General features: G+C 43.4%; 26 protein-coding genes and 2 pseudogenes. 9 read left to right on the forward strand and 19 right to left on the reverse strand.

The features are described 5' to 3' along the window. Positions 1–64 precede the first annotated feature (64 nt). Positions 65–688: a TetR/AcrR family transcriptional regulator gene (locus tag M3234_RS02605; protein WP_262303184.1), complete on the reverse strand. Its 624-nt coding sequence runs from the start codon at positions 686–688 to the stop codon at positions 65–67. Positions 689–790: 102 nt separating this feature from the next. Here M3234_RS02605 and M3234_RS02610 point away from each other — a divergent pair. Further along, positions 791–1,720, forward strand: a pseudogene (locus tag M3234_RS02610) (YhgE/Pip domain-containing protein); the annotation flags it as partial. Between the two features lie 381 nt (positions 1,721–2,101). Here M3234_RS02610 and M3234_RS02615 read toward each other — a convergent pair. Further along, positions 2,102–2,590, reverse strand: a complete 489-nt coding sequence (locus tag M3234_RS02615; protein ID WP_262303185.1) for a DinB family protein — start codon at positions 2,588–2,590, stop codon at positions 2,102–2,104. Between the two features lie 297 nt (positions 2,591–2,887). On the opposite strand from M3234_RS02615, the gene M3234_RS02620 reads away from it, so the two are divergent. From M3234_RS02620 to M3234_RS02635, 4 genes are all read left to right on the forward strand, one after another. Continuing rightward, entirely contained in the window at positions 2,888–3,982 is a 1,095-nt protein-coding gene (locus tag M3234_RS02620; RefSeq protein WP_262303186.1) for a mechanosensitive ion channel family protein, read from the forward strand. Between the two features lie 245 nt (positions 3,983–4,227). Next, positions 4,228–4,530: a hypothetical protein gene (locus M3234_RS02625; protein WP_262303187.1), complete on the forward strand. Its 303-nt coding sequence runs from the start codon at positions 4,228–4,230 to the stop codon at positions 4,528–4,530. 30 nt (positions 4,531–4,560) lie between these two features. Next, complete coding sequence (locus M3234_RS02630; protein ID WP_262303188.1) at positions 4,561–4,791, forward strand: hypothetical protein; 231 nt, start codon at positions 4,561–4,563, stop codon at positions 4,789–4,791. Between the two features lie 151 nt (positions 4,792–4,942). Continuing rightward, positions 4,943–5,125 (forward strand): hypothetical protein, encoded by a 183-nt coding sequence (locus M3234_RS02635; protein ID WP_262303189.1) that lies wholly within the window; start codon positions 4,943–4,945, stop codon positions 5,123–5,125. 98 nt (positions 5,126–5,223) lie between these two features. Here the strand turns inward: M3234_RS02635 and M3234_RS02640 are convergent. Both M3234_RS02640 and M3234_RS02645 read right to left on the reverse strand, forming a co-directional pair. Continuing rightward, positions 5,224–5,762, reverse strand: a pseudogene (locus tag M3234_RS02640) (polysaccharide deacetylase family protein). A 39-nt stretch (positions 5,763–5,801) separates the two neighbouring features. Then, positions 5,802–6,098: a YjgB family protein gene (locus tag M3234_RS02645; protein WP_262303190.1), complete on the reverse strand. Its 297-nt coding sequence runs from the start codon at positions 6,096–6,098 to the stop codon at positions 5,802–5,804. 164 nt (positions 6,099–6,262) lie between these two features. Between M3234_RS02645 and M3234_RS02650 the strand changes: the two genes are divergently transcribed. Continuing rightward, a complete protein-coding gene (locus M3234_RS02650; protein ID WP_262303191.1) occupies positions 6,263–6,562 on the forward strand; it encodes an RNA polymerase sigma factor in 300 nt (99 codons plus the stop codon). A 299-nt stretch (positions 6,563–6,861) separates the two neighbouring features. Here the strand turns inward: M3234_RS02650 and M3234_RS02655 are convergent, their stop codons facing one another. The 10 genes from M3234_RS02655 to M3234_RS02700 form a co-directional block, all read right to left on the reverse strand. Continuing rightward, the gene (locus M3234_RS02655; RefSeq protein ID WP_262303192.1) at positions 6,862–7,689 is read right to left on the reverse strand and encodes an aldo/keto reductase; all 828 of its coding nucleotides are present in this window, start codon (positions 7,687–7,689) and stop codon (positions 6,862–6,864) included. Between the two features lie 96 nt (positions 7,690–7,785). Beyond that, on the reverse strand, positions 7,786–8,772 hold the full coding sequence (locus M3234_RS02660) for a 2-hydroxyacid dehydrogenase (protein WP_262303193.1): 987 nt from the start codon (positions 8,770–8,772) through the stop codon (positions 7,786–7,788). Between the two features lie 170 nt (positions 8,773–8,942). Beyond that, positions 8,943–10,091: a galactonate dehydratase gene (gene dgoD / locus M3234_RS02665; protein WP_262303194.1), complete on the reverse strand. Its 1,149-nt coding sequence runs from the start codon at positions 10,089–10,091 to the stop codon at positions 8,943–8,945. Between the two features lie 44 nt (positions 10,092–10,135). Next, a complete protein-coding gene (locus M3234_RS02670; RefSeq protein ID WP_262303195.1) occupies positions 10,136–11,638 on the reverse strand; it encodes a tripartite tricarboxylate transporter permease in 1,503 nt (500 codons plus the stop codon). A 15-nt stretch (positions 11,639–11,653) separates the two neighbouring features. Next, positions 11,654–12,100, reverse strand: coding sequence for a tripartite tricarboxylate transporter TctB family protein (locus M3234_RS02675; protein ID WP_262303196.1), 447 nt, complete (start codon positions 12,098–12,100; stop codon positions 11,654–11,656). Positions 12,101–12,198: 98 nt separating this feature from the next. Continuing rightward, entirely contained in the window at positions 12,199–13,206 is a 1,008-nt protein-coding gene (locus M3234_RS02680; RefSeq protein WP_262303197.1) for a tripartite tricarboxylate transporter substrate binding protein, read from the reverse strand. A gap of 44 nt (positions 13,207–13,250) precedes the next feature. After that, the gene (locus M3234_RS02685; RefSeq protein ID WP_262303198.1) at positions 13,251–14,333 is read right to left on the reverse strand and encodes a 2-dehydro-3-deoxygalactonokinase; all 1,083 of its coding nucleotides are present in this window, start codon (positions 14,331–14,333) and stop codon (positions 13,251–13,253) included. Then, the gene (locus M3234_RS02690; RefSeq protein WP_262303199.1) at positions 14,284–14,937 is read right to left on the reverse strand and encodes a bifunctional 4-hydroxy-2-oxoglutarate aldolase/2-dehydro-3-deoxy-phosphogluconate aldolase; all 654 of its coding nucleotides are present in this window, start codon (positions 14,935–14,937) and stop codon (positions 14,284–14,286) included. The genes M3234_RS02685 and M3234_RS02690 overlap by 50 nt, the downstream gene beginning before the upstream one ends. A 78-nt stretch (positions 14,938–15,015) precedes the next feature. Continuing rightward, positions 15,016–15,912, reverse strand: coding sequence for a sugar phosphate isomerase/epimerase family protein (locus M3234_RS02695; RefSeq protein ID WP_262303200.1), 897 nt, complete (start codon positions 15,910–15,912; stop codon positions 15,016–15,018). Then, complete coding sequence (locus M3234_RS02700; RefSeq protein WP_262303201.1) at positions 15,912–16,739, reverse strand: sugar phosphate isomerase/epimerase family protein; 828 nt, start codon at positions 16,737–16,739, stop codon at positions 15,912–15,914. Before M3234_RS02700 ends, M3234_RS02695 begins: the two co-directional genes overlap by 1 nt. A gap of 295 nt (positions 16,740–17,034) precedes the next feature. On the opposite strand from M3234_RS02700, the gene M3234_RS02705 reads away from it, so the two are divergent. After that, complete coding sequence (locus tag M3234_RS02705; RefSeq protein ID WP_262303202.1) at positions 17,035–18,234, forward strand: ROK family transcriptional regulator; 1,200 nt, start codon at positions 17,035–17,037, stop codon at positions 18,232–18,234. Between the two features lie 116 nt (positions 18,235–18,350). Then, positions 18,351–19,844: a xylulokinase gene (gene xylB / locus M3234_RS02710; protein WP_262303203.1), complete on the forward strand. Its 1,494-nt coding sequence runs from the start codon at positions 18,351–18,353 to the stop codon at positions 19,842–19,844. 497 nt (positions 19,845–20,341) lie between these two features. Here xylB and M3234_RS02715 read toward each other — a convergent pair whose 3' ends face one another. The 3 genes from M3234_RS02715 to M3234_RS02725 are packed head-to-tail and all read right to left on the reverse strand — an operon-like array spanning position 20,342 to position 23,250. Beyond that, the gene (locus tag M3234_RS02715; RefSeq protein ID WP_262303204.1) at positions 20,342–21,625 is read right to left on the reverse strand and encodes a TRAP transporter large permease; all 1,284 of its coding nucleotides are present in this window, start codon (positions 21,623–21,625) and stop codon (positions 20,342–20,344) included. Positions 21,626–21,641: 16 nt separating this feature from the next. Beyond that, positions 21,642–22,220: a TRAP transporter small permease gene (locus M3234_RS02720; protein WP_262303205.1), complete on the reverse strand. Its 579-nt coding sequence runs from the start codon at positions 22,218–22,220 to the stop codon at positions 21,642–21,644. Positions 22,221–22,239: 19 nt separating this feature from the next. After that, positions 22,240–23,250: a TRAP transporter substrate-binding protein gene (locus tag M3234_RS02725; protein WP_262303206.1), complete on the reverse strand. Its 1,011-nt coding sequence runs from the start codon at positions 23,248–23,250 to the stop codon at positions 22,240–22,242. Between the two features lie 363 nt (positions 23,251–23,613). On the opposite strand from M3234_RS02725, the gene M3234_RS02730 reads away from it, so the two are divergent. Beyond that, positions 23,614–24,318, forward strand: coding sequence for a FadR/GntR family transcriptional regulator (locus tag M3234_RS02730; RefSeq protein ID WP_262303207.1), 705 nt, complete (start codon positions 23,614–23,616; stop codon positions 24,316–24,318). A 52-nt stretch (positions 24,319–24,370) separates the two neighbouring features. On the opposite strand, the gene M3234_RS02735 is transcribed toward M3234_RS02730, so the two are convergent. After that, positions 24,371–25,438, reverse strand: coding sequence for an Ldh family oxidoreductase (locus M3234_RS02735; RefSeq protein ID WP_262303208.1), 1,068 nt, complete (start codon positions 25,436–25,438; stop codon positions 24,371–24,373). A 154-nt stretch (positions 25,439–25,592) separates the two neighbouring features. Beyond that, a complete protein-coding gene (locus M3234_RS02740; RefSeq protein WP_262303209.1) occupies positions 25,593–26,750 on the reverse strand; it encodes a UxaA family hydrolase in 1,158 nt (385 codons plus the stop codon). Between the last annotated feature and the right edge of the window lies 1 nt (position 26,751).

A 26,751-nucleotide genomic window follows, 5' to 3' on the forward strand; every position in this document is an offset into this window, starting at 1 on the left:
TTTCTGCATTGTATACCTGTTCCATTTTAAAATCACTTTCTTTTGCTTCTGATGGGATTGTAGGTCACCCGTTGTTTTTTAACCCGGCAGCAAAGAGGGGTCCATTAACTGTTATGGTTGAAAGAATTTGAGCCATTTCTTGAGGAGATTCTTTCATGCCACTATCCAACCATTGTTGAATGACTCCGATATGGGCAGATGCAACGTAAGAAGCTAAATATCTACCTGGTACAAGGAAATTTTCCTCCTTTAAAAGTGCATCTGGGTTATTTCCAAACATTGTTTTCCACATAAACTCTTTCAGCCTTGTTTGAAAGGATAAATCCCCTTTTGGACCTAACACGGCTTTCATAAATCCACTATTTTCATTGAGATACTCAAATATTAAGACTGCAAGAGAAAATGGAGCTAACGTCGGTGAGTTCGTTTCGAGTGCGGCCACTACACTTGGAAAATTCTGTTTTGCAATACTGGACATTTCAAGCATGATTTCTTCTTCGCATTTTGTCATTAAATCAAATTTGTCTTGATAGTGCGCATAAAATGTACCTCTATTTATTTTTGCTCTAGTGGTTATGTCTTTAACCATAATGGCCTCGAACCCTTTTTCATCGATTAGTTCTACTAGTGCATCTCGAATAGATTCTTTTGTCCGAATGACCCGTAAATCCGTATTACTTTCCCGCAAGTTACTTCCCCCTCGATTTTATCCAACACATTTGTAAAAGGTGTTCCTTATCCAACACATCCGCCATTTTTGATTATTGAACAGAACTAGTCTCCCCTTTAAAAGGGAGTACAACAAGGGTTGGATCATCAAAAATATTATGCAGCATTGATCATTCCAAAAAACTTTAGTGCGAAGCAAGCATCATTACGAACGCCAGCTCCTTCTGCACCAGAAGTACAAATATTGATCAATCAGGGAATGAATACGGCCGCTTCAACGATGGCAGGACAGGTCTTGAATGGAGTAGTGGACAATATGAACAACACTGTCCGCAAACAACTGCTTGATGGTTTTGAAAAACAGGGAGCAACTTTAACGGCAAAACAGGCTGCAAGCCTTGCAGTTCCAATCGAAAAGAAAATCACAAATGTCAATGAAATTGGCACCAATAGTGCTAACGGAAATTCTCCTATATCCTTGTTTCAGCCATTATGGATGGCAAGCTTGGCTAGTGCAGCGATGCTCTTTATAGCGGTTAGCAAATTGCCGATCAGCAGTCGAAAGGAAAGCCTAAACTCAAAGGCAGGGCAAATTTTGATGACTGCTATTGTATCACTAGTTATTGGATTCGGTTTTACCTGGATAGCCGAGGGCATGGTTGGCCTGAATATTCCCGATTTCCTTGATACAGCCTTATTTTTAACCATTACGTCATGTAGCTTCATCCTAATGATTTTAGCTGTACTTTCGTTAGTGGGGATTAAGGGTATCGCGATCTTTGCGTTAATGCTATTCTTTGGGGGACCTTTACTGGCAATGGCACCTGAAATGATGTCTCCATTTTATCGAGATTGGATTTACTCTTGGCTGCCAATGCGGTTTATGATAGAAGGTCTGCGGAAATTATTCTTCTTTGGTGAGGGATTAACCTGGAACACTCCTGTTTCTATCCTTGTTTGGATTGGATTGGCAAGCATTTTAGTCATACTGGGTACTGCTCTAAAAAGCAAGAATTTTAAGGAAGCAGTATCTGATTCTCGAAATATGTAATAAGCAATTCGATTTTGCAAATAAAAGCGGAAAATCTGCAAATAACCGCTCCATTTTCGCAAATAAAACCCATAAATGTGCAAATAAAGGCATAATTTTCACCAGTATCCCTTTAAAAAGGACCCTTCCCCATTAAAAAGAGCGCAAAACATCATCTGTTTTACGCTCTTTTTATTTTATTTTGAGAAAAATCCTTAAATAAAAGCACGTAACCGCATGAAATAGGCGAGATTACCTTCAGATAATCTCGCCCGATTCTTCAATATCATTTTTCTTCACTTAAAATAGATTCAGTTTGCTAACTGAGTTAAGCCATGAAATAAAATCTGAGAGTACAAAAAGCCGACAGGTGCCAGTTTTACATTGGCGATTTCAGCTTTTTTAAGCGTTGATTGCTTCCCATTCTTCTTTGCTAGGACCGTATACGCCAGGAACCTTCAAGCCAGCTTGTCTTATAAGGACAGTTAATTGTCCACGATGATGAGCCTGATGTTGAATTAGCAGACGGAAAACAGCCTGAACTGGCATGTCCATTCCAAATAAATTCACCATCTTGTTCATTTCTTCATCCGAAACCTGTTCAGGAAATGCTTGTGTTAACCGCTGACTTACTGTTTTGTAGGTCTCGCTGATTTCAGCAGCCGATTTTGGTGTTTCTTTTTGAAGATCAGGTACCTCGAATTTTAATCCTACCTGTGAAGGAAAGTAAAAAACTGCACCAGTAATGTGCCAAGCCAAGCTTCCAATGCTGTATAATCCTGGAGAAACTTCTTGATTCAACGATTCATCTGTCAGCACATCCAGCACTTTTTGGGTAACATCCGCTTCTCGTTTCCATTCGTTTAAGAAATCATTTACTGATGTAAACATTCCATTCCCTCCTTGATTTAGCAAATCAACCATTTTTTTAAACAAGTTTTTCATATCCATTGTATCATGCTCAGCTCACTATTTGCTTCTCTCAAAAGGCTTTTTGCATTCATTATTGGCTACATTCGGTCAAAATCGCGAATACTAAAAGGAGTCCTTAATAGGATGTTTAATTTTTGCAAAATTGCATATGATCAATTACTTTATTGTACTACATATTCAACCAAATAAAGAAAGCTGAAGATGCTAGAGGAACAACTAATTTTTAATTTGCGAATGATTAGGAGATCAATCGTTATGTCATGGAAATTATTCTTTACATATGAATTCATAAAAGATATTCGATTTTCAGTAGGCATCTTTTTGCTGTTCTTACTTTGTCGGAAGATATTTGCCAAGTATTTCATTGCTCTGATATTAAAATGGAGTCGAAAAGAAAATCATCCTTTTATCTCTCACATGTTTTTATCATTCGAAAAACCCATTCAGTGGTTGTTTCTTGTATTAGGAATTTATTTATCCGCTTGGCAACTCCCTTATTTTGATCATACACATCTGTTATTTGTGAAATTAGTAAAATCCGCTATTATCCTTCTTGTCGGTTGGGGGTTGTTTAACTTATCATCTTCCTCTTCGCTTATTCTTGCAAAACTTAACGAAAGATTCGACTTTGAAATTGATCAAATACTGATCCCTTTTTTGTCTAAATTATTGCGAGTTATTATTGTGATTGTCATCTTGAGTGGGATTGCAGCAGAATTTAATTATAATGTTGTTGGTTTAGTAGGAGGTTTAGGATTAGGCGGGCTTGCATTTGCCCTGGCTGCTAAGGATGCAATCAGTAATTTATTTGGAGGCGTCATCATCATTACAGAAAAACCTTTTACCATTGGAGATTGGATTTTAACATCTAGCGTAGAAGGTACAGTGGAGACGATTACGTTTAGAAGTACAAGGATCCGAACATTTGCCCAAGCACTCGTAACAGTACCAAATGCAAAATTAGCAAATGAAACAATAACAAACTGGAGTAAAATGGGGAAAAGGCGGATTGTGTTCAATTTAAGTGTAACGTATGAAACACCCAAAGAAAAGTTAGAAGCTGTTATTAAAAAGATGGAGCAGATGCTGCAAACTCACTCTGGCATCCACCAAGACACAGTCGTAATTAAGTTTGATAAATATGGAGCAAATGGGTTAGACATTTACATTTATTTTTTTACAAAAACAACCGTCTGGATCGATTTCTTACAAGTAAAAGAAGAAATCAACTATAAAATAATGGATATCCTTGATCATGAAGGGGTTTCCCTCGCAATACCTAATAGAAAGTTATATATAGATTCAAAATCTGAAGAGAATGATAAAGTTAGATGGGAGTTTTTAAAGTGAAGTACCTAAATTTTACCACTATGATTCATATTTTATCGCGTTTTAACAAGATGAAGAGAGTGTCCTAAAAGTATAACTTTTAGGAGCACTTCCTTTTTGTTATTTTTCGAACCATTTGTAGTTCAATTAACGAATGTGATAGTCCTAGAAGGATTATTGCTAATTTTTGTTGAAGTTATTAAGCTAACGGACAGGTTAACTCTAGAGGCATTTAATAATTTTTGATTTGTTATGGAGTTGAGAAAATGGAAGTATTAATTTACACATTTATTTTGTTTGTTATCCCGTTTATTTACCAAAACAAAATTACAGTATATTTTTATATGAAAAGTAATTCTTTATTGGCGGCAGTATTTCTCACTAGTTTAGTTAACTTAATTCTTTACTCTGGCGGCATTATAGGATGGACGTATTATAGTTTTAACGCCGATATAGGATGGGATATTGAAAGTTTAATATTGAGTGGGGTAGTATTTACAATCCTTGTTTTTATAACAAATTTATTTATAATGATTATTTATTTAAATGGAAAAAAAGCACTTAATTAACCGTTAAGGCAAAAAAAGGAGGTATAAAAGGTGGACTTATTACTATGGATAACTATTGGTTTCATAATAATCGGATTTGTTGTTCTCATTTCTATGAAAAAAGGTATGGAAAGTAAGCTCGCTTTTATAACAGCAAATATGGAAGACGAGGAAAGTTCAAAAAAAGCTAAATCCATAATTTGGTGGATAGCGAGTGCCACAGCTTGGGGAATAGTGAGTATGTTTCTTATTGTTTGGTGGTTTCATAATCACTTTGGATAACTGTTGGTTTCAAATGTACTTAAAACAAACGGGGTGCGTTACTTTAAGATCCGGCTGCCATTCCGGTGGCCATTTTTTATTGAAATAAAGGGCCTTTAACGAATAATACGTGTTAAGATTAAAACAAAATATAAATCAAGGGGTGTTATGTATGTCTAAAGATGTTATTGCCATAGTAGCCATAGTTTCTTTTGTAATATGGATTGCGGTTTCCCGAGAAGCTGTAAAACCTTCAAAAGAGATAAATTGGCGAAAAATGATAACCTTACTGTTTGCGGGAACTTTATCAGCATTAGTTATAACCATTACGCTTTTTCAAAACCTGCCGTTTTAGTTCCGTTAACGGGTGCTTATGATACTGCCGTTTATTGCATTTCTTAATTGCCAAATATACCCCAAACAAAAAAACAAAGGAAGCAGAGAACCTGCTTCCTATTTGTATGGATCCGTATTTAATAAGGTAGCTGCATCGACGATTTCAAATCCCCTAAGTTTTAATTCTTTAATAATGGTCGGGACAGCCTTGGCTGTTTCCGTTTTATCATCGTCACTGTGCATCAGGATGATGTCCCCGTTCCGGACGTTGTCCAGGACGTTTTTTTGAATATCGGCTTTCTCTTTCTGTGACCAATCCAGGGTATCGATGGACCAAATGATAATGACGGAATCTTGCTCTTTTGCTGCGCTGATTACCTTTTCATCCATATCCCCATAAGGCGGCCTGAGCAGTGCCGGCGATTGGCCGATCACCGCATGGATTGCTTGTGATGCTTTCAGTAAATCTTCCCGCAGCTCTGCCTCCGTTTCCTTTGTTAGCTCGCGGTGATAAAAACTATGGCTTCCAATGATATTTCCGTTATTGTAAACCGTTTTGACAACATCGGGATTTTGCTGGACCTTTTGACCAATAAAGAAAAAATTCCCCTCACATTTTCTTCTTTCAAAGCTTCAATGATTTTGGGCGTATTGATCCGGTCGGGACCATCGTCAAATGTAAGAGCGACCCTCTTTCAATCAGGACCATTCACATATACATCATGGGAAAATTTCTTCGGAAAATGGAGGATTTCCTTTCGCCATTGCCTCATTTTTTCCCACGCTGAGGCTGAAAGATTTTTGGAGTTTCCCTTGATAGAAAGGAGATAAGGCCCAGCTGTATTAGTTTGTTTAGTCGGGCTGTATACGGCAATATGATCCACTTTCCCTGATTGATTGGATAGGATCCATTTTAATTGAAAATCCTCATTCAGTTTATACATGATAATTTTTTCGTTTCCATTGGTGGTAACCCTTGTTGGGTCTCCCATATATTTTTCTCCTATATATTTAATGCCAATGGAAAAACTATTATAAAAGATTCGTTGATTACTCATCGATTGCCCAGATTGATCAGTATTTCAGTGAACATACCCATTTTTAAAAAAATCATTTCCCTCCCTGTAACAATCCGGAACCGTCAGACGTTTTTATTATGGCACAACAACCAGCCGGACGGAAAGGAAGGTGCCAACACATACCCGGAAAAGAGAATCAACAAAAAGATGGTGTCCTAAAGTCCGTGGAAGAGATATGCGAGGCAACATGGAAATCGGTCTACAAATTCATCTACTATAAAGTCCAAAACCGCGAGGAAGCAGAGGATATCACACAGGAAACCTATGTGAAGGCCATGGCCAATATCCCGGGGGAAGCATACAGCCCGAAAAATATCGAGCTTTTTTTGAAAACGGTCGCTTTCCTGCATTTGTTGCCCAGGTATTTGTCAGCCTGAAGCTTTCTCCTGAAGGGATCACCGGGGATTACCCAATTAAGACGGAGGAGCTGAAAGTAGTACAAAACAACGGGAAAGATGCACTCATTGAGGTAAGCAGTCCGCTTTCGCCGATTAAACGGGTTTACCTACAACGTCTTGTTAGACAAGACTCCATGGGAATCTGGACGGTTGTCAGCTATGACCCGGCAGATAAATAAAAAGAAAAGACAATGGTCAAACGTCCATTGTCTTCTTTCAAAGGAAGCAGAGTCTGTTCTCTGCTTCCTCCCCTGCTTCCTAAAGAACGGTACCTTGGATTAAAATTTAAAATTGTCGGGGTCGGCTCCCGTACGTTCGTTTTTGTTTAGTAAGTTGATTCGTTGCATGTCATCGTCAGTTAATATGAAGTCGAAGATGTCGGCGTTTTCGATGATACGGTGTTCTTTGATTGATTTCGGGATGGTGACGACGTTGTTTTGCAGGTCCCAGCGCAGAATGACTTGTGCGGGTGATTTTTGATGTTTGCTGGCGATGCTGACGATGGTCGGGTCATCCATAAGCTGTCCTTTTTTGAGCGGAGACCATGCCTCGAGCTGAATTTCCTGCTTCTCACAATACTCGCGGAGTTCCACTTGTGTCAGATGTGGATGATATTCCACTTGGTTGACGACAGGCTTAACCACACAATCCTGCAGTAAATCTTCTAAATGGTGAATTTGGAAATTACTCACGCCAATAGCACGAATTTTCCCTTCTTTATAAAGCTTCTCTAATGCCCGCCACGTGTCCTTGTATTTCCCCTTTACCGGCCAATGAATCAGATAAAGGTCAAGGTAGTCAAGGTCAAGTTTTTTTAGACTAGATTCGAAGGCTTGCAGTGTGGATTCAAAGCCTTGATCGGAATTCCATACCTTCGAGGTAATAAACAATTCTTCTCGTGGGACACCCGATCCCTTAATCGCCTGGCCTACACCAACTTCATTATCATAGAATGCTGCCGTGTCAATGCTGCGGTAGCCGTGTTTGATCGCGGCTTTGACAGCATCAATGACAACCTGGCCATCTTCCACTTTAAAGACACCCAATCCTACCCAAGGCATTTTTACACCGTTATTTAATGTAGTTGTATCCTGCAAACTATTCATCCTTTTTCTTCCTCCTCTTAGTAAAAATAATAGCTTTCACTCTTCTGGAAATTACGGGCACAAGCAAAACCACTAACCCCTACGTTTCCGAAGAAGTTACTTTTCAAATAAACAGCGCAGTTCCGGAACGACGTTTTCAGGCACACCGCGGGTGACGCCTGCCACCAAGTTTTCCGCCGCCTTCATCGCCATGTCAAATCTCGTCCTGTCTGTAGCGGAACCAATATGCGGAAGGACCACGACATTGTCCATAGTTAACAGCGGATTGTCCTTTTCAATCGGTTCTACCTCAAATACATCCAATCCGGCCCCGCGGATTTTGCCTTCCTGCAATGCGGCAATCAGTGCCGTTTCATCGACAACCTGGCCCCGTGAGCAATTAATGAAAATCGCAGAAGATTTCATCTTGTTAAACTGCTCTGCACCCATATAATGATAGGTTTCTGAAGTCAGCGGCAGCATCATAACCACAATATCGGCACTCTCCAATAATGAATCCAACTCTCGATACTCGATGCCATACTGTTCCTCAAGCGCAGGTTTTCTTGTATGGCTGTGGTAAAGAACATTCATCTCAAATCCTAGCGCTGCTCTTCTGGAAATTTTTTCACCAATGCGCCCCATTCCAATAATCCCGATCGTGGCGTGATGGACATCCTGGCCATAGAAATAGGTTTCCGGTTTGGTCTTGTCCCAGTTCCCTGCCTTCACGAGATTATTAAATTCCGAAATTCTTCTGGACGAGTCAAGGATTAACCCGAAAGCCAAATCGGCCACTGCCTCATCAAGGACATAGGGCGTATGTGTTCCCACTATACGGTGCTCCTTCATGACTTCCAAGTCAAAGGTATCATAGCCGACCGCAATATTACTGACGACTTTTAACCGGGGCGCTTTTTCTAAAAATTTCTTCGTAATGACTCCTTTTGGGGTCAACAGGCCATCGACATCTGCCACTTCCTCAAGCAGCACCTCGTTCGGTATCTGTTCCGTCTTCTCCCACATCCGATAGTCACAATATTGGGCAATATACTCTTCCACTTCTTTTGGAATCGGCTTCGCGATAAAAACTTTTGGCTTCATACACTCATCACTTCCTTTACTTATTTCAGGGCTGTTCCATATCAATAGAGGCGCTTATTTCAGCGCCTCTTACCGTCTATAAGATGTCTTCCTGATTAGGCCAGACGACTTTGGCATTTCTACATTCCAATCCGATCTATCCGCGCCGTACACCGGACGCCTATACAAAACTACCATTCTGCGATACTTCCATCCTGATGGCGCCAGACGGGATTTTTCCAGTTATGGCCGAGTTCAGCCTGTTTGCGGACAAATTCTTCATTAATTTCAACACCCAAGCCCGGACCCTGGGGAATAGCGACATAGCCATCCTTATATTCAAATACTGCCGGATCCTTAAGATAATCCAGCAGGTCGCTGCCTTGGTTGTAGTGAATCCCCAAGCTCTGCTCCTGGATAAAAGCATTGTGGGAGGTGGCATCGACGTGCAGACACGCCGCCAGCGCAATCGGCCCTAACGGACAATGCGGAGCAAGGGCCACATCATAGGCCTCTGCCATCGAAGCGATTTTCTTGCACTCGGTAATTCCTCCTGCATGGGACAGGTCCGGCTGAATAATGTCGACATAGCCATCAGCAAGCACAGATTTAAAGTCCCAGCGTGAGAACATCCGCTCTCCCGTCGCAATCGGAATTGAAGTGTTGCGCGCCACCTCACGCAATGCCTCATTATTTTCTGCCAACACCGGCTCCTCAATGAACATCGGACGATACGGTTCCAATTCTTTAGCCAAAATTTTCGCCATCGGTTTATGTACCCGACCGTGGAAGTCTATCCCGATCCCGACATAGTTTCCGACCGCTTCCCGGATGGCTGCGACCCGTTCCAGAACCTGGTCGATTTTTTCATAAGAATCAATATACTGCAGCTCTTCGGTGCCATTCATTTTAATCGCGGTAAAACCAGCATCAACGACCGCTTTGGCAGCTTGTCCAACATCGGATGGACGATCACCGCCGATCCAGGAATAGACCCGGATTGAGTCACGGCAGGCGCCGCCCATTAATTGATAGACAGGGGCATTATAATACTTCCCTTTAATATCCCAAAGTGCCTGATCGATACCGGATATGGCACTCATCAGGATCGGACCGCCCCGGTAAAACCCGGAACGATACAGCATGTTCCAATGATCTTCAATTCGTAACGGATCTTTACCCATCAGGTACTCCATCAGTTCTTCCACACAGGCCTTTACCGTGGAGGCGCGGCCTTCAATGACCGGCTCCCCCCAGCCAACGATGCCCTCATCCGTTTCAATTTTTAAAAATAACCACCTTGGCGGAACCTGAAACAGTTCATAACTGCGGATTTTCATCGTCCAACCTCCTCCTTCATTCTGCTGATCAGACAACCAGTCTGTTATGATTGAACCTTATGACTCTCCGAACCTTTTCCCCGTTTCATCAGCTTGTTAAATAATGGTGCAAATAACGTAATAATCGCGATAATGAGGAGAATTGCCGAAATCGGTCGGGTGAAAAAGATACTGATACTGCCTTCAGACATCACCAAAGAACGGCGTAAATTGCTCTCCATCATCGGCCCCAAAATTAAGCCAAGAATAAGCGGAGAAGCCGGAAAATCATAGCGCTGCATGAAGTAACCGATCACGCCCGCTGCAAACATAACCAAAACATCGAAGTAGCTATTCCCTAATGAATACGCCCCAACCGTACAAAGAATCAAAATAATCGGAGTCAGCACGGCTTTCGGTACATAAAGAATTTTGGTGAACAACTTGATTCCTGGCAATCCGATGATCAAAATTAATAGGTTCGCCAGTAGCATCCCGATAAATAATGTGTACACAATCGGGCCGTTCGCTTCAAATAGCATTGGGCCGGGCTGCAAGCCCTGTACCATTAATGCTCCTAATAGCACCGCCGTAACCGCGTCACCGGGAATTCCCAATGTCAGCAGCGGAATCATGGCGCCGCCGGTTACACTGTTATTGGCTGATTCCGGGGCGGCTACACCTTTTAGCTCCCCTTTACCGAATCCTTCTTTATTTTTCGAAAAACGCTTGGCTTCATTATAGGCAACAAAGGCCGAGATATCGGCACCGGCACCGGGAATCATCCCGATAAATGTACCAATTCCGGAGGAACGAAGAATCGTCCCGATTAATGTCTTAAATTCGCTCCATTTTAGCTTTACTTTTTCCACCGTAAACGACAGCTTACGAGTGGAGAAGATGTCTTCCATTGACTTAAAGGCTTCAGAAGCTGCAAAAAGTCCAATCATGACAGGAATAAAGTTGATGCCTCCGGTCAGCTCCATCTTGTCAAACGTAAAGCGGGGAATTCCGACCATCGGGTCCAAGCCTATGGTGGCAATTAACAATCCAATAAAGCCGGTAATAATCCCTTTTACAACCGATTTTCCAGCCAAACTCGAAATAATCGATAATCCGAATAACGCAAGCGCAAAGGATTCCGGGGCACTGAATTTCAGCGCAAAATTCGCCAATTGCGGTGCAACCAGGATTAATACGATAACACTAATCATACCGCCAATCGCCGAAGACAACGTTGAAACCGTCAACGCTTTATGGGCCAATCCCTTTTTCGCTAAGGCATAGCCGTCAATCGCCGTTGCCGCTGATGCCGGTGTTCCCGGGGTATTGAGCAAAATCGCCGTCAACGAACCGCCATACACGGAACCAAAGTAAACCCCGACCAATAATAAAATCCCAGTGACCGGTTCCATCCCAAAGGTAACCGGCAAAATGACCGCTACCCCCATCGTTGACGTTAAGCCAGGAAGTGACCCGATGGCAATTCCAAGGACCGTTCCTACTACGAGAACTAGTAACACTTGCCATTGAAGGATATTTGATAAACCATCCAGTAATAAATTCATGTCTGTCACCTCCAGTTATGAAAATAGGGAACCTGCCGGGATCGCTACTTTTAATAGTTTTTCAAAGCAAACGTAAATGAATAACACGGTCCCAACCGGAACAGAAATAAGCAAAATATAATTGCGAACCTTGGAAAATAGTAATAATCCGACCACAAGCAGTGCAGTGGAAATATAGAAACCAATCACGGGAATAAGAATCAGGAAAACCAAAACAAACACCATCGAGATTACGGCATACCCCAATGTTTTCTCGTTCTCCTCTTCTTCCCGCTTTTTTGCCATTAACCCTTGAACAACAACAATTCCGCCTAAAATAAACAAGATGGCTGCATAAATCCGCGGCATCACAGCAGGGCCGATTTCTTCCAGTTTCACTTTTGGAAATTGATAGGTTTGCGCATAGAAGAAACCTGATACAAGCATGATGAGTAAACCGCTTATAATATTTGGCAATTTCACTTTTCTTCACATCCTTACAAGAGAAGTCCCGCTGTACGGACTTATATCAAAATAAAGATTGGGAATGGTCCCAATCTTTATTTTGTTGAAAAATAATGTTACTTACTTAATCCAATATCTGAAAGAATTTCTCCAAATTGCTTATAATTGTCATCCATAAACTTCTTAAACTCTTTGGAGTCTTTCAATTCAATTCCCAAGCCGCTGCTGGCCATAAACTTGGTGAACTTTTCATCTTTGGCTGCTTTCATGAATGCATCTTCAAGCTTGGCCACGATGTCATCAGGCGTATCCTTCGGAACCGTTAATCCTCTCCAGGTACCGACTGGGTCAACATCCAAACCGGCTTCTTTAAATGTCGGTACATCCGGAATGATATCGGAACGTGAATCGGACATAACCGCTAATGTTTTCACTTTACCGGCGTCAAGCTGCGCTTTTACTTCAGCAGGGCTGACGGTTACAGCATCAACGTGGCCGCCGACTAATGCAGTAACGGCTTGAGCGGCCCCTTCAAATGGCACATGATTGAACTTTACATCCGCTTTCTTGGAAATACTTTCAGCCGCAATATGCCAAATGGATCCGGTACCGGAGTTTCCGACCTTCACTTTTCCTGGATGTTCTTTCGCATAGGCAATAAATTCTTCCAGGGTGTCATATGGTGCATCTTTCGGAACAGTTAACGCTGCCGGGTCGAGGTTGATTAACCCAATCGGTTTAAATTGATCATGACCAAGCGGGGATAGTCCCAAATGCTTATACATCGTTAATTCCACGAATACCATTGTAACAGTGTATCCATCTGGCTTTGCGTTGGCCCCTTCCGTCATCCCGACAGAGCCGCTGCCTCCTGGCTTATTGACAACACCGACAGATTGACCCAAATATTTCTCAATATCTGCTGTCAATGCGCGGGCTGTAGCATCGGTACCGCCTCCTGCAGAACTAGGAGCAATTAACGTAATTGGTTTAGTGGGATAATCGGATTTTTTGCCGGCGGCTTTTTTCTCAGTACCATTCGATGTGTCGTTACTGCAGCCAGCCATGGCAAATACTAACATGGCAATCAAGAAAATGCCTACATGCTTCATTGATTTCTTCATTCTAATTTCCCTACCCTCTTTAGTTTTTATAAAAGTGTGCGCTTTCATTTAGGGGCGCACAATTGTTGCTGCTTTGAAACAATGGCGATTGCTCCTAAAACCAGGGAATTTTCCACCTGTGAGTCGGTTGCTTCCAAAATGGTCCAGCCGCGATTGGAATAGTTTACTAGATGGGCAAATGCGCTTCTTAACGGATTCGAGCCCCCGACAATGACCCAGTTCCACTCATTATCTTCGTTTATGGAATGAAACAGCGCCTGCAAATCATTATAAATCACTGCACCTACTAAGTAATTCGCCCTTTGATTGGGTGTTAGGTCCGTAAATAAATGAAGTAAGCGGACATGGTAAAAGCTTCTTGTCAATCCTTGCCTTCTGGCTGCTTCAAACCCGCGCTCGAGCATGTCATAATCCACTTGCTCAATCAGATTTTCTCCCAGCGAATCCGAGAGAATCGTCTGCTTCTGCAGGGCATGAAGCGTTTCGCCTCCTAAAGTCGATACGCAAAAGGCGAGCGACTGATCATCCTCTACTGCCACAAACTTGGTATGGGAACCAGGGAGGACCATAATGCCCTTGCCAGTCACATCAAATTGCTGCAGAAGACCGAAGGATTCCACTTCCTCTCCGCGCATAACATCAAAATCATTTATCCCTTGCAGGGCGTCATTACCGCTATGGGTGACCGTGTTTTTCATCCCCGGAATAAAGATGCATGGGATACGAAAGAATTCCTCAAGCTTCATTACTTCAGAGCTTTGTGCGAAATCCTCGGCACCCGCCGGGCTTCCAATATGCGGGACTTCATGAACCCCGAGGTTCGAGGTAATCATCCCTGATGCTGCGATATACGTAATCTCATCTGGCAGCAGCCGGTTTCTCGTTAATACTCTCTCAATCCCCGCTTGTAACTCGCGAACGAGGTTTTGGTTGGTTCCAGAAATGGCAGTGTCCTTCACACCAACACGGACCTTTTCGGAATCCATTACTTTTTTAGTCTTACTATCTATTAATCTGATTCTGGAATTCGTGGTTCCCGAATCAATAAGGATAGCCTTCACATTCAACACCGCTTTTCTACTGAAGAATTCCTTTTGGTGATTGAACACTTTGAACGATTTCGACAAAGCTTGCCGCCCGTCTTTCTATTTCTGCAAAATCACCTTGCTGTACTAGTTTTTCATTCACAAGCGTACTGCCAATTCCTAATGAGCTTGCTCCTGCTTTTAAATATTCGGCCCCATTATCCAGCGAAATGCCGCCAACGGCCATTGTTTGGATAAAAGGCAATGGTCCCTTTAGGTCAGCAAGATATTTTGGACCGACTGCCCGGATGGGAAAAATCTTGACCATCTTGGCACCATACTCATAGGCCGTTAACGCTTCGGTTGGCGTAAACACGCCCGGAATGACCGGAACACCGTAGCGATTGGCTGTTTCAATTGTACCTTTTTTTAAGGTTGGCGAAAGCAGAAAGCCCGCACCAGAATGAATTGCCATTCTGGCCGTTTCGGCATCGAGTACGGTACCTGCACCGACAAGCATCTCCGGAAACTGCTCCCTAATCATTTCGATGCCCTTAAGTGCCCCTGGTGTATTCATGGTGACTTCTACGGCACGGATGCCTCCAAGATAGAGGCTTCGAACAATTTTTTCAAGACCTGCTGTAGAGTCGCTGCGGATAATGGCGACTAGTTTGGTACTGCTGATTACTTCTAATGGTGAAACCACCCTTCCATCCCCTCCTCTTGATCGAATCTAGGGCAACCCGCCCGGCTGCAGGCAGCTCCGCTAAAGCTTCACTCGGGTTTAAACCCTTGCACCGGCGAGTGCCGATTCCAAAACCGTTCGTGCCACACGTTCATTCTCATGAACGGACTGTTGTTCCGTTCCGCGGACCTCGACAGCGATCCTCAGACTGTCAGCGGTCAGCCCCAGTTCCTCCGCTTTTTGCAAAAGGCTGCGGATTCCGCTGACATCCAGGAACCCAGGCTTGCCGATTGGGATATGGTGATCGCCGTATAAGGTATCGGTTGGATCGAGGACAGCATTGGAAAAATGAATTTGGCCAATAAATTCACGGGCCAGGTGCAGCGCTTGAGTAATATCTTCTCCGTTTAACGCCGCATGGGCCGTATCAAATCCCAATCCAATATTGGAATAGGATTCTCTTACTCTAGTAAATAATGCGACGGCCTCATTTGTCGGTCCGAGGAAACGTTTTTTATGCGCATCCCGGTCAAGCGGCTCAACCAAAACCTTCATATTATATTGTGCCGCTTCCTCACAAATTTCACAGAGACTGAGATAAAAGCTTTCCATCGCTGCCTTCCGTAAGTCAGCACCCGGGTCAGGCCCGCTGATAAATGCAATATTGGCGGCACCGCATTCTGCGGCAAGATACATGCTATCTTTCAACTGCCTGACTGACGCCAGTCTGTTAGTCGGATCAATCGCCGAGACATCCAGATTTTTCTCGTTAATAAGCGATGTCAGCCACTGGGTAACAGTCAAATCTTGCTGTTCCGCCATGTCACGGATTTGCTTTCGTTCCTCTTGGTCAAATCCATAGCCAATTTCAACCGCCCGGTAAAAGCCCTCGGAAGCCACTCTATCCAGCAGCCGGGCCGTAAATCCCTTTTCAAGACAATACGGATGATATATCTCCGATATCAGCAGTGACGGGATAAACAAACCGTTTCCCATTATAATCGGACTCCTTTGGCAATTGGCTCCAGCTCTTTTCGCACATAGTCACCGATGTTCATGATGGCGTTATCCGGATTGGCCGAGGACTCTTTCGTTTCTTCCTCTACCATGATCCATCCGTTGTAACCGTAGTCTGTCAGTGATGCAACGATGGCTGGAAAATCAATTTCACCCTGCCCCATGGTCTTCCACTCCGGCTTGAACGAGGCATCTTTAAAATGGACATGCTTGATAATCGGCAAATACCGTTTTACGATTTCCACCGGATCCATCCCGCCAAAAGCAATATGTCCGGCATCAGGTGTATAGCCTATGTATCTAGTATCCAGCTCTTCGAACAGCAGGGTGTAGTCCTCTTCAACCCGGAAATAAGAGGTTGGCGGTGAGCTTGGATGAAACGAACAAACAATTCCCTGATCATACGCCCGATTGGCAAGAGAATTGGCACACTGAATGATTTCTCTTTGTCTCGTTAGCAGGTTGACCCGATTCGGGCCGACCCTTGGAGCGACATTCAACAGGGCATTCGGAAAATGCAGTAAATAGCTTAAATAATAGTCGGCCAGTTCCCGTTCCTGCTCGGACTCCTCACTGCCCAGCCAGCTGAATGGCAGTGTCAACGCAGCCAATTCGAGTCCGTGTTCATCCAGTTTTTCTTTCAACTGTTCCGGTGCGCTTTTGAACTTGCCTAGCAAGGATACCTGGACATCAATCCCCTTAAAGCCGGAATTTTTTACCACAGAAATAATATGGTCCAAATAATCGGTTTCTTTGTCATAATCCAATTCCCAGGTTGAGCCGTGGCAGCCAAATCGAATCGACATGAATCTCTCTCCCCCTTTGTCATTTTTATAATAGTTGGAAGTTTCTATCTTAAAAGCGCTTTCTTTTCATATAAAAAAATAATATGCTTCTTCCAACCTAGCAAAGTTCGTCTTTCACACAGCTACTTAGTTTGTCCATAGGATGAACTAAGTATGCTTCTGTCAGAATAATAACACAACGAAACTTTGTTTGTCCATAGGATAAACAAAGTTTGCTAAAATCTTTTTTTCGCCTTATAATGTGAGCAAGTATACAAGAAAACAGCGCACTAGAATAGGGTAAGAAGGTGAAAAAATGGCGGTAACGGGTGATCAATTCCTCGTAAAAGAAATAAATAAAACCGTAGTTTTAGAGGCTATTAGACGGCACGCTCCTATTTCAAGAGCCGATGTGTGCAAAATCACCGGCCTCAATAAAGGAACGGTTTCCAACCTTGTCAATGAATTGCTAGATAGTCACTTCGTATATGAAACAGGTCCAGGTGAATCAAGCGGCGGCCGGAAACCTGTCATCCTGATGTTTAATAACTGGGCCGGATTTGCCATTGGCGTCAACCTGAAGGTCGACCTCATTTCCGCAGTGCTAACGGACCTGCAAGGAAATATTATCGAGCGCAATGAAACGCCGCTTCTGACAAACTCTCAAAGTGATATTTATCAGAAGTTAAAACAATCCATCGAAGGCCTTATGGCAAAAACAAGTGAAAGCCCTTATGGAGTAGTCGGGATTGGCATTGGATTTCCAGGTACCATCGATGATGAAGGAAATGTACTTATTGCACCAACGCTAAAGTGGAAAAATGTCCCGCTGCAAACGATGCTGGAACGCGACTTTTCGATTCCGATTATCATCTACAATGAAGCGCGGGTCGGAGCACAGGGAGAGACGGAATTCGGCTTAGGCAAAAACTCGGCGAATATGCTTTATATTAGTATCGATAATGGAATCGGAACCGGGATTATGATTGACAAAGAACTGTATAAAGGGCATCTCGGATTTTCCGGTGAAGCGGGACACACAACCTTCGATATTAACGGGGAGCCTTGTGAATGTGGCAATGTCGGGTGCTGGCAACATTACGCCTCCGTCAGGCCCCTGTTAAAGCAGGCTTTACTGCTCGAAGATATGAAAGAGCAGCTGCTGCGGGCCGGAAAATCACAGCCAGATATGGAGCTGCTCGTCCAGCTGGCAGAAGAGGGACATATGGGAGTCCGCCAGCTTTTTTCAACGATTGGCACCAATATTGGCATCGGCATCAGCAATCTAGTCCGGATTCTCAATCCGGAGCTAGTCATTATCGGAGGATTGATGGCAGTAGCTGAACGATGGCTGATCGATTCGATTACCGAGACGGTAAAGCAGCGGGCTAGTCTTTATTATGAACATGAACTCGAGATCCGCTTTTCTCAGCTTGGGAGCGATGCTACGGTATTAGGGGCAGCCTCCCTTGCTATTTCGCAGTTATTTAAAAAGACACGTGTTACCGTGAATTAATCGGTTTATATTTTGGGGAGAAGATCGGGTTTTCTCGGAGACTCCTCTGTATCCGAGCTCGCCCGGCGGTGCGGCGCCGTACACTCATCCCCTCTTTGGAATGGAGGCGGATCACAATGAAATACGTAATGGGAATCGATTTGGGAACTGGCAGTGTGAAGGCCATCCTGGTTAATCAAACTGGCAGAATTATGGGAGAAAGCTCATGCGCTTATCCCATAATTCAAAAAAAATCAGGCTATAATGAACAAGATCCCGAACTATGGGTCACTCAGACAATCGCAGCAATGAAAGAACTGATACAGAAATGCAATGTTCACGGGACAGATGTGGAAGGGATTAGTTTTTCCGGTCAAATGCACGGGCTTGTTCTGCTTGATCAACACCGCCGGGCCCTTCGCAATGCGATTTTATGGAATGATACCCGAACGACTGAGCAGTGCCACCAAATCCAGCAAGCGCTGGGCGGCCGGCTCTTGGGCATTACAAGAAATTCGGCGCTGGAGGGCTTTACCTTGCCAAAATTATTATGGGTGAAGCAGCATGAACCGGAAATTTTTCAGCAGTCAGACGTTTTTCTCCTGCCTAAGGATTATGTCCGCTACCGCTTGACCGGTCAGCTGGCCATCGATTATTCAGATGGTGCCGGGACGCTGTTAATGGATGTGGCCAACAAGACATGGAGCAAGGAACTATTGCAAACCTTTGACATCCCGGAACATCTTTGTCCTCCTTTGATGGAATCAACCGGATTGGCGGGCGGACTCCTTCCCGAAATGGCCAATAAATGCGGGCTTTCACCGGAGGTCAAAGTCTTTGCCGGAGGGGCCGATAATGCCTGCGGCGCTGTGGGGGCAGGCATTCTGTCACCAGAAGGAACATTGTGCAGCATCGGCACATCGGGCGTGATTCTTTCCTATGAGGAAAACAGAAATGTCGATTATAAAGGGCAGCTGCACTTTTTTAATCACAGCCAGCCTGACGCTTTTTATGCCATGGGTGTGACCCTTGCCGCGGGGCATAGTCTTACTTGGTATAAAAACACCTTTGCCAAAGAGCAAACCTTTGAACAATTACTGGCGCCGATTGAGGAAATCCCTGCCGGGGCGGGCGGTTTGTTATTTACTCCCTACATAACCGGAGAACGGACTCCACATGCTGATTCCACCATCCGCGGAAGCTTTATTGGCATGGACAGCGCTCATACACAGGCCCATTTCACCCGTGCAGTAATTGAAGGGATTACCTTTTCGCTGCGAGAATCACTGGAGCTGCTCCGCAATACCGGCAAATCGATTCATACCATTGTCTCGATTGGCGGCGGCGCCAAGAATGACACCTGGCTGCAAATCCAGGCCGATCTCTTTGGAGCCGAAATTGTACAGCTTGAAAGTGAACAAGGTCCAGCACTCGGCGCGGCTATGATTGCCGCAGTGGGCTGCAACTGGTTCTCCTCACTGGAAGAATGCGCCCGCACATTTATTCATAAGGGAACACCCTACCAGCCAAACAGCCGACAAACGAACATATATAACGACCTCTTTGAGCAATACCAAAGTATCTACCGCCAGACACACGAACTCAATCAGAACCTGGCAAAGTTTAGATGAGCGAATTACCATAATGCACAAGGCCCAACTAGCTTCCATTCGCTAGTTGGGCCTTTTTACGTGGCAAGCGCGATCCGTGGTGTTGACAGTTTTCCCCTGTCGCGTACTCCAAACAGTATTTCCCTCTTTACAACCGACCAGTCAGTTACCCCAAACCTACAAGCAAAGGAAGCAGAGAACCTCCCCTGTTTTCCCAGACAGATTTCGATGTTTTTCCTTAAAGTGTTTCCTTCAACCAAATCAATCAATCGTCTGATTAAACAGGTGTGATGCCTTGCAGCTTATGGTTTGTTGTTTTTCATGTCATAAAAAAATTGTCAACTAGACAAACGTTTGGATTAATCCATCCAAATCGTTGGCAAATCAAGGCCTTCACCCATTCGTCGGCATAAAAAATTTGCTGAATTCGCAAATAAAGGCAGCGCTAATAAAAAAGGAGAAGTGCGCGAACACTTCTCGCAGCAGCCGCTTCCACTCAGGCTGACGGCTGTCCAGGTTTAATTCCCACCTACCCAAAACATCGATAATGACGGGAAGTAGGTAATAATTAAGAGGTCAACGACCATGACGACGATGAAGGGGATAACCGATCGGACCAGTTTTTCATAGGAAACATCGGCGATTCCTTTTACGACGAAGAGGTCTAATCCTACCGGCGGTGTGATCAGTCCGATGGATAAATTGACGACCATGATGAGCCCAAAGAAGACCGGATCGATGCCTGCTGCTAGTGCAATGGGCAGCAAGAGTGGTGTCAATATGGTGATCGCAGCAGATGCATTTAGGAAGCAGCCCGCGATAAAGAAGATCACTGTGAACATCAGCAGGATGAAATAACGATTATCAGATAAGCCCGTTACTAGGTTAACAAGCAGCTTTGGAATCTGTTCGGCAGTCAGCAGCCAGCCAAATAGGTTGGCAGCGGCAATAATAAAGACTACCATCCCCGTCATTTTTCCTGCTTTAATAAACGCCTCAGGGATATCCTTCCAATCCATATCCTTATAAACAAATTTATTGATAATGAACGCATAGGCGGCAGCGACTGCACCTGCCTCCGTCGGAGTAAAAATACCGCCCCTTATTCCAAAGATGATGATTAATGGAAGAATTAGGGCCAATATGCCTTCAAAGAAGGTCTTTTTAAAAGAGGAGAATTCAAACTTCGTATTCTCCTGAGAATAGTTGTTCTTTTTTGTAAGCCAATAGTTTAGCATCATAATCGACAAACCAATTAAGATCCCTGGGACAATCCCAGCCGTAAACAAATCACCAATCGAAACGCCTGCGGTTACCCCGTAAACAATCATGGGAATGGATGGCGGAATGACGACGGCGATGGTTCCTGCACTCGCTACCGTAGCAGCAGCAAATCCTTTATCATACCCTTTTTTCTCCATCATCGGGATCATCATCTTACCAACAGCAGCCGTATCGGCGGCACCTGATCCAGAAATTCCCGCAAAGAACATACTGGTCAGCGTCGACACCTGCGCTAAACCGGCACGCAGCCAGCCAACCGATGCAAAAGCAAATCCTGCAATCCTTTGTCCCATACTGCCAGACATCATAAATTCGCCTGTCAGCATGAAGAAGGGAATGGCTAGAAGTGGAAAAGAATCTACAGAGGTTATTAATCTTTGAGGAACGACTTCTAATGGAACATAATAGATGCTAGTTAAAAAGCCGGAAATGGATGCTAATATTAAAGAAATCGCTATGGGAACACCCAGAAACATTAATAAAAACAATATAACCAGGACAACAATCGCTACTGTCATTCATCTTCCTCCTTCTTTAAAATAGTGGGGGATTCTCTTTTGCCAATTCTACCTGAACCATCTCATCCTTTTTCTCTACTCCAGATACCAAATGAAGTATGGCAACAAAAGAATGAAGAAGACAGATAAGCGAACAGACGAGAACGGATCCATAAATCAGAGTCATATTCAGTCCCATCGAAGGGGATATTTGCTGACTGGTAAACTTCAAGATTCCCCAGCCATAAATAATCAAAAATAAAAATACAGCGGAGTTGATCAATTCAATGAGGACTTGCAGCTTACCTTTTAATTTTTCGGGCAAATAATGAAGTAATATTTCCACCTGGGCATGTTCCTTGCTCTTATAGACAATTCCGATTCCTAAAAAGACAATCCAGACAAACATGTAACGAATCAGTTCTTCTGCCCAGCTTAAATTAAATACGGAAAAGTCAACCATTGGAAGCAGCTTTTGCACGATGGAACTTTGTAACACGAACCGGGAAAATACTTGATAAACAGCAGCCACGAAAGCAATAACGAAAAAGACAATTAACAGAAATTTACTGGCTTTATTCACTTTATGACTCAGTTCTGCCATAAACCCTTTCATTGAATGCACCTCCACATGCCTATTTTAAGCTTTCTATTTTTTCCAGCAGGTCTTTTCCAATGGAGCCTTCAAACTCTTTGTATACAGGTTTCACCGCTTCTCTAAAGGAATCTAAGTCGGGGGTTTCCTCTATTTGCATATCAGTATTTCGCAGGTCTTCAAGCAGCGTTTTTTCATCCTCTAAGGCTGCCTTTCTTTCATATTGAATCGCTTCTTTGGAAGCTTTTGTGATCACCTTTTGCAAATCCTTTGGCAGTGTGTCGTAGGTTGTTTTACTCATAATAAAAACAGCTGCGTCATAATTGTGGGCGGTTAACGTCAAATACTTTTGAACTTCATTAAATTTATTCAAGTAAATCTGCGCAAGCGGGTTTTCCTGGCCATCCACCACATGCTGCTCGAGCGCTGTATAAAGTTCCCCAAACGGTACAGGGACAGGAGTTGATTTCAGTGATTTAACAAACGAAATATAAGGTGGAGATTCCTGGACCCTAATTTTCATGCTTGCTGCATCTTTAGCTGTTTTAATCGGCCTTACATTATTGGTCATATGTCTCCAGCCGTTTTCCATAAAACCTAAATTCATTAGCCCCCGATTGGCCAAATCGGCACCGAGCTCCTCACCTATTTCTCCATCGAGAACCCTAAATGCATGCTCACGGCTTTCAAATAAATAGGGTAAATTCAATACATTAAATTTCGGAGCAAAATTAGTCACAGGAGCAACAGAACCAATGTGAAAATGAATCGAGCCAATTTGGGCTCCCTCAATCTGGTCCCTCCCGTTGCCTAACTGACTGCTAGGGAAAATATCAATTCTAATCCTCCCTTTTGATTCCTTCTCCACAAACTCTTTAAATTTTAACGCTCCCTTATGATAAGGATGAGTTTCAGTCTGCAAATGTCCGAGCCTTAAAACATACTCTGCATCAGATCCTTTACTTGTTGCCTTACTGGAGGTGCTGGAACAGCCGGTAATCATGAATAAACAAGTGAACACGATAAGAGTGAAGACAGAAGTTCGTTTCATTATCTAACCTCCCTATCATTTTGTAAGCCTTTTCATCTTTCTTAAAAATTAACTGTTAATAGTATGTACTCCTCCCCCCCTATTATGGTTCAGTCACCCAACCACTAGTTTAATTATATTTCAATTTTCACAAAAATCAAATATTTTTTCTATAAAAAAAATATTAATTGCTTGATAACAGTTAAAATGGTTTAATAAAAGTAATATGGTTGGGTCACTGAACCAATAAATCTTATAATAGTGATAAAGCCCATTTACATTCAATTTACACAATGTTTAAATAAGGTTGAGAACTAGTATAAATGTACTATATTTATAAAAATATAAGGTGCGCTTCAATTTTTCGAGAGGGGAAGTAATTAAGTGGAAATTAGCAGAAAAGGGATTTCTGAACAGGTAGCAGACAGTATTAAGAAAAAAATCCAGGCCGGAGTTTACCAAGTTGGGGAAAGAATCCCAGGAGAAAGAGAGATGGGGATCGAACTTTCCGTAAGCAGGAATACGGTGAGAGAGGCCTACAAAATTCTCGAAGCCTATGGATACTTACAAGTGAAGCACGGTACCGGCGTTTTTGTTGCATCACCCGAACATCAAATTCAAAAGGTGACAGAAGCACTTTTTGTCTCCACTGAACACATAAAGGACTTTTTCTCTGTCCGCAAAATTCTCGAAGAATGGACAGTAAAGTGGGCAATAGAAAACTCAAACGAAGACCAATTTACCGAGTTAGAACAAATTGTGAATGAAGCAAATGAAATGGTCAAAGAAAAGATCGATTATAAAAAGCTGGGAGAGCTGGACCATAAATTTCATATCACCATCGCAAAAAACTCAAATAATGTGGTCTTAAACGGGATTATGAATTATTTAATTGACTTATTGTCTGAGTCACGAAATAAATCCATTCAAATCCCCGGCCGGGCCTTACAATCTGTTCAAGAACATACGCAAATTTTACAAGCAATCAAACAAAAAAATTCAGAGTTAGCGCAGCAATGTATGAAGAACCATCTAGAAAGCGTAGAGCGTTCCATTACCGAAAATGCAAATGCTTTAACTGAATCATAACCAAGATGGCTGTTCTTCACGAGAGTGAGAACAGCCTTCTTATAATTTGATATTAGATCTTTTCTAAAGAAAGCGGCAGCGGAAACGGAACATTATACTCTTCCCCCAGCCTAATGAGTTCCTCTTCGATACTAGACGATAAGTCAATTCCTGCTGACCGGCGCTGCTCCCTGTCTCTTTTTCTTCTTTCTCCTGGATATCTGATTTCAGTCGTTCCTGGTGCTTTCGGAACCTCCTTCATCTCTGTTAACAAATGTTCCAGCGACTCAAAAAACGTGGATAGATGCATAAACTTTTCGATATCCAGCAATAAGAAGAAATGACCGACATTGGCGCCGCCCGACTCCGCTTCATCATAAATATTTTTCACATAAGGACCAAAAGCGGCTCCGGTAAGAATCCCCGTCAATATTTCCACAGCTAAAGCCAGAGCCGCCCCCTTCGCTCCACCTAATGGCAGGACAGAACCCCTTAAGGCTGCTTTTGCATCATTGGTTGGAAACCCAGCTTCGTCAATAGCCCAGCCATCAGGAATAGGATTTCCCTGCTTGGCGGCTAAAATAATTTTTCCCCTGGCGACAATGCTGGTCGATAAATCAATGATTACCGGCTGTTCATTCCCAGTCGGAAAACCAAACGCTATCGGGTTTGTACCAAAAAAAGCATGTTTGCCTCCCCACGGAGCGATTCCTGGGGGGGAATTGGTGAATCCGATACAGGCAAGGTTTTGCTCACAGGCAAGCTGGCAAAAATAAGCGGCTGTACCAAAATGATTGCTATTTTTAATCGCAATCGCAGTCATTCCGCTTTGTTTAGCCATTTCTGTTCCTTTTAAGATGGCCTGGTAACTCACCACATGGCCAAGACCATTATCTCCATCAACAAGTAAAACGGAGGGGGTAGTCTCGGTCAGTTTGATAGCAGGATTCACATTAATCCGCTGATCGTTGAACCGTTTGACGTAGATGGGAAGCCGGCTGATGCCATGGCTGTCAACACCTTCAAGGTTTGCCTTCACTAATGAATCAACCACGACAATGGCATGCTCTCGGTTCATTCCCACGCTTACCAGCAGGTCTTCACAAAAAATCCTTAGATTACTTTCTCCGTAGGTTCCCATTCGTAAACTCCTCAACGTTAATTTCTACTAACCTTGTCTATTGATTTCCGATTCAATCAACAGCTGCCAAAAAGGCAATGCCGTTAACATAGACTATAAAAATCATCTCAAAAAGGGAACTCCCTACGCATAGCTATGTGTAGGGAGAAGAGAGTTACGCACTGCGATATAGCTTTGTCATAACAAATTCACGATGGCCCAATGCCTCGGCACTAGTAAGACGGCCATTGACGGTACGGCAAATCATTTCCATTAATTGATCGCCTGCTTCATGCAGCGAGATACTGCGTGATAGCAAACCTTGCACATCGACATCGATATGCTCACTCATGGTGGCAGCCGTGATAGGGTTAGCCGTAATTTTTACAACCGGCTCGATTGGGTTGCCAATAATATTCCCTTGGCCAGTAGGGAATAGGTGAAGGACAGCTCCCCCTGCTGCCATTAAGGTGATACATTCTGCAGCGGCAGAAGAAGTATCCATGAAATAGAGTCCCGGTCCATTTTCTGGTTTTTCCGCAGGATCTAGGACACCAATTACTTCCTTCGTTCCGGTTTTGGCGATGTTCCCCAAAGCTTTTTCTTCAATGGTCGATAAACCGCCTGCGATATTTCCCTGCGTTGGCTGCGACCCTAATAAATCGACACCTTTAGACTCAATTTCACCCACATAATCATCATAGATGGCCATGAATTTCTCGCGTAGCTCAGGCGTCGCCATCCGCTCGCTGATTAAGTGTTCACCGCCTGTTAATTCAGAGGTTTCCCCAAAGAATACGGTCGCACCAGCCTCAACTAGGCGGTCAACAGCCTGAGAGACTGTTGGGCAAGAGCCCATGCCAGTCGTCGTGTCGGATTCACCACATTTAATGCTTACCGTTAAATCTTTTAATTCAATTGGCACCTTTTGAAGTTCAGTCGCCCATTGAACATATTCCTTCGCCTTCCAGGAAGCTGCACGGATCGTTTCAAAATCACCATTTCCTTCGATAGAGAAATAGGATACTGGTTTACCAGTTTCAGCAATACCATCGGCAATTTTCTTCGCCCAATTTTGTTCAATTCCGATGACAATAACAGCCGCTACGTTTGGATTAGATCCTGTACCAATCATCGTCCTGAAATGTAAATCCAAGTCTGGTCCATACTGCAGCCTGCCGTATGCATGCGGAAGCGCTAAAGTACCTTGAACTTGCCTTGCAACAGCTTCACAAGCTGCATTCGAAATATCATCTACCGGTAAAATAATTACGTGATTCCGAATTCCAACCTTACCATTTTCCCTGCGATATCCAAAAAGCTGTTGACTCATT

Source organism: Neobacillus niacini, from assembly GCF_023715785.1.
Taxonomy (GTDB): Bacteria; Bacillota; Bacilli; order Bacillales; family Cytobacillaceae; genus Neobacillus; species Neobacillus niacini_E.

Bases quoted from the DNA above. Each gene is read 5' to 3' on its own strand.
- M3234_RS02680 (WP_262303197.1), bottom strand. From the start codon at position 13,206: ATGAAGAAATCAATGAAGCATGTAGGCATTTTCTTGATTGCCATGTTA.
- M3234_RS02715 (WP_262303204.1), bottom strand. From the start codon at position 21,625: ATGACAGTAGCGATTGTTGTCCTGGTTATATTGTTTTTATTAATGTTT.
- M3234_RS02720 (WP_262303205.1), bottom strand. From the start codon at position 22,220: ATGAAAGGGTTTATGGCAGAACTGAGTCATAAAGTGAATAAAGCCAGT.
- M3234_RS02705 (WP_262303202.1), top strand. From the start codon at position 17,035: ATGGCGGTAACGGGTGATCAATTCCTCGTAAAAGAAATAAATAAAACC.
- xylB (WP_262303203.1), top strand. From the start codon at position 18,351: ATGAAATACGTAATGGGAATCGATTTGGGAACTGGCAGTGTGAAGGCC.
- M3234_RS02740 (WP_262303209.1), bottom strand. From the start codon at position 26,750: ATGAGTCAACAGCTTTTTGGATATCGCAGGGAAAATGGTAAGGTTGGA.
- M3234_RS02620 (WP_262303186.1), top strand. From the start codon at position 2,888: ATGTCATGGAAATTATTCTTTACATATGAATTCATAAAAGATATTCGA.
- M3234_RS02650 (WP_262303191.1), top strand. From the start codon at position 6,263: ATGGCACAACAACCAGCCGGACGGAAAGGAAGGTGCCAACACATACCC.
- M3234_RS02695 (WP_262303200.1), bottom strand. From the start codon at position 15,912: ATGGGAAACGGTTTGTTTATCCCGTCACTGCTGATATCGGAGATATAT.
- M3234_RS02635 (WP_262303189.1), top strand. From the start codon at position 4,943: ATGTCTAAAGATGTTATTGCCATAGTAGCCATAGTTTCTTTTGTAATA.
- M3234_RS02645 (WP_262303190.1), bottom strand. From the start codon at position 6,098: ATGGGAGACCCAACAAGGGTTACCACCAATGGAAACGAAAAAATTATC.
- M3234_RS02660 (WP_262303193.1), bottom strand. From the start codon at position 8,772: ATGAAGCCAAAAGTTTTTATCGCGAAGCCGATTCCAAAAGAAGTGGAA.
- M3234_RS02625 (WP_262303187.1), top strand. From the start codon at position 4,228: ATGGAAGTATTAATTTACACATTTATTTTGTTTGTTATCCCGTTTATT.
- M3234_RS02655 (WP_262303192.1), bottom strand. From the start codon at position 7,689: ATGAATAGTTTGCAGGATACAACTACATTAAATAACGGTGTAAAAATG.
- M3234_RS02735 (WP_262303208.1), bottom strand. From the start codon at position 25,438: ATGGGAACCTACGGAGAAAGTAATCTAAGGATTTTTTGTGAAGACCTG.
- dgoD (WP_262303194.1), bottom strand. From the start codon at position 10,091: ATGAAAATCCGCAGTTATGAACTGTTTCAGGTTCCGCCAAGGTGGTTA.
- M3234_RS02725 (WP_262303206.1), bottom strand. From the start codon at position 23,250: ATGAAACGAACTTCTGTCTTCACTCTTATCGTGTTCACTTGTTTATTC.
- M3234_RS02615 (WP_262303185.1), bottom strand. From the start codon at position 2,590: ATGTTTACATCAGTAAATGATTTCTTAAACGAATGGAAACGAGAAGCG.
- M3234_RS02670 (WP_262303195.1), bottom strand. From the start codon at position 11,638: ATGAATTTATTACTGGATGGTTTATCAAATATCCTTCAATGGCAAGTG.
- M3234_RS02700 (WP_262303201.1), bottom strand. From the start codon at position 16,739: ATGTCGATTCGATTTGGCTGCCACGGCTCAACCTGGGAATTGGATTAT.